This is a genomic window from Nitrosophilus sp., from assembly GCF_982775275.1.
Genome location: NZ_CEXZHP010000191.1, coordinates 1 through 2883, shown reverse-complemented (window position 1 = coordinate 2883; position 2883 = coordinate 1). Strand labels below are relative to the sequence as shown.

Genomic DNA, 2883 nt, shown 5'->3' with positions numbered 1-2883 from the left:
AAGAAATGGTCAATATCCAGAACAAATGTTTAGTTTTTGCAAAGATATTCAATTTGCAGAGCAGCTTAAACAAGCAGGTTTTCGGAATGCATTTGTTGTAATATTTGCTGACGACCACTTGTTTTACGAAGGCAACTCGAAAGGGATTTATGGCTACTTTCGTGATAAAAGCATCTTGACAGGAAAGATAAAAAAACCGACTGGTAAAAAAAACCAAGAGGTAACAATTACAGGTTCTTATCAAATTGAATGGCAGCCTGTGATGGGAACGCTAAAATATACAGTAATTGAAGCGCAATAAACTGCTAACAAGGCGCTTCAGCTGACCGTCAATCCGCTGCGCTTCTTGGCGGCAGGTGACCCTCGACGTTAGGAATAAAAATTGAATGAAATACTATGGTTTACTATTTATATTTTTCACTGAACAAATTTTAAGAAAAAATAAAACTTGGAATTTAATTATTAACCATTTTAAAAATGGATCAGATATATTTTTGAATTGGCGTTCTCAGACTTATATTTTAGAAGAGTTTAGAATAATTTCTACACTTTTCAGTAAAATTGGTGCTTTGTCTTTTGTATTAATAATACTAATGCCGATTTTGAAAATTTATAATTGAGACCCCTGAAAAATTACAAATTGACTTCACTTCGCTGCGGGACTTTCGTTTCGCTTGCGCTCAACATCGCTGCAAGCAGAAGTCGGGCTTTGCCCTCGGACGAATGAAAGCTTTGCAATTTAAGCTAAAAATTTTATGTTCGCCTTTAGGCGAAAAAAGTGCGCAGGTTAACTTTTAATAAAATTTTTAGCGCTCGCTTTAACGATAAATTGCAACTTGTTTGAATGAAATTTTGTAATTTTTCAGAGCATTTAATTAACTATTTAATATTAAACCATTTACTTTTTTAATAAGTTTTATCACCTATAAAATACCAAACCTTTTTATAAACTCCTCATCTACATCTATCAAACCTCTTTTTTTCAAATCTTCTATAACCTCTTTATCGCATACAACATCCTCTGGCCACTCCCTATCAAACCCATCAAGCTCGTTTTTGTTTGTAGCATCAATCATTATAAAAGGATCAAGCAAGATATCTCTTTTTGCATCTATATTGTTTACAACTCTCCAAATAAGCATATAAGCATTATTTAAATCGTTATTTTTCTCATCAACCACTACTAAAATTTTTATATATTTTTTTAATTCATTCAACTTACCAAAAAGCTCTTTTACACACCTTTTTTTATCATAAGTTATTACTACTACAGGATTTTTTGTCTCTAATTTATACTGTTTTAGCCCTTTTACGTTTTCATCAATCTCTTTAAATTTCTCAAGGAGTTCATTATCTTTTAAAATCTCAATTTTTAACTCTTTTACAGGTTCCCCCGTTACATCAATCCCAAGTTTTCCGCCAACAAACTGAATATCGCTTGCATGATCAAGTTGGTCAATTACTCCTTCGCTTATTAGTATATTTTCTTTACTAATCCTATCTAAAATATATGTTGAGACATTTTCATAATCTGTAAGTTTTGGAGAGTCTTCACCTAAAAAAATTGCATGTTTTACAAAACTCATCTGTCCAACACCCCAAAAGGCGTGCATAAACTGCTTTGCGTGTCCCGGATACATCACTTTCATATTAGCTAATATTAGATTATGGAATACACCGTTTTCCGGCATATGATAATCTATCAAATCAGGAGCAGTGGTTTTTAGAAGAGGCAAAAATATTCTCTCAGTTCCCCAACCCATATATTTATCTTCAAGAGGCGGTTTTCCAACAACTGTTGCTACAAATATAGGATCTTTTTTAGTAGTTATCTTTGTTACTTCCATAACTGGAAATGGCTCTTTTAAAGTATAATAACCTGTATGATCGCCAAAGGGTCCCTCAATCTCAAATTTATTTGGATCTACAAAACCCTCTATTACGATATCAACGTCTTCTGGTATATATATATCGTTTGTTAAAGATTTTACAAGTCTTGGATTTTCTTCCCTTATAAAACCATACATCAAAAGCTCAAATATCCCATGAGGAAGCGGGGCTTGTCCACACCAGATATAGAGAGGATCACCGCCTATGGCTACGGTTACTGGCATTTTTTTGTTAGCTTTTTTATACTCATGAAAAAAATGTGCTCCATCTTTATGTATCTGCCAATGCATTCCAAGATGTTTATTGTCAAATTTTTGCAATCTATACATCCCCAAATTTTGCAAATCGCCTTCTAAACTTTTTGTATAAACCTGCCCCATTGTGATAAATTTGCCACCATCTAACGGCCACGTTTTTAAGATAGGAAGTTTATCTAAATCCTCTAACTCAATCTCTTGACATGCCCCTTTGCTTTTTAATCTTTTTGGAAAAACGTTTTTAAGTTTGAAAAGTTTCATAATCAAAGAGATCTTTTCATTTAAACTTTTTGGAGGTTTTATATGCAAAAGATCCTCTATCTCTTTTGCTATAAGTTGTGGATGTTTACCTAAAATTTTTGCCGTTAATTCATAGTTTGCAAAAATATTCATAAGCACCGGCATTTCATATTTTACGCCTATCTTTTTATCAACGGGATTTGTAAATAAAAGAGGCTTTGAGTTTTCTTTTTTTACTTCAATATAAGCAATATGTGGGATTTCTAAATTTACATCAAGTTCATCTTCTATAACTTTTAAATCTCCCTCATCTTTTAAAAAATCGATAACATTTGTGATTTTCATAATTCGCTCCAAAAATTTGGCATTGGAAATTGAATCCTCTCTTACCACCTTATCACCTTATCCCTTCCGCCTTCAACCTTCAATCTCTCATCCAAAAATCCAACCACTCAACTCAACCACTCAACCATTTTAACTTTTTTAACTAATACTA

The 2883-nt window shown here is 32.7% G+C and carries 1 protein-coding gene and 1 pseudogene; one reads left to right on the top strand and one right to left on the bottom strand.

Annotation, left to right across the window (positions count from 1 at the left end):
• A pseudogene (locus tag AC30RD_RS07980) lies at window positions 1–301 on the top strand (hypothetical protein); the annotation flags it as partial.
• 622 nt (window positions 302–923) lie between these two features.
• Here AC30RD_RS07980 and AC30RD_RS07975 read toward each other — a convergent pair.
• Window positions 924–2726 (bottom strand): menaquinone biosynthesis decarboxylase, encoded by a 1803-nt coding sequence (locus AC30RD_RS07975; RefSeq protein WP_489493939.1) that lies wholly within the window; start codon window positions 2724–2726, stop codon window positions 924–926.
• Window positions 2727–2883 lie beyond the last annotated feature (157 nt).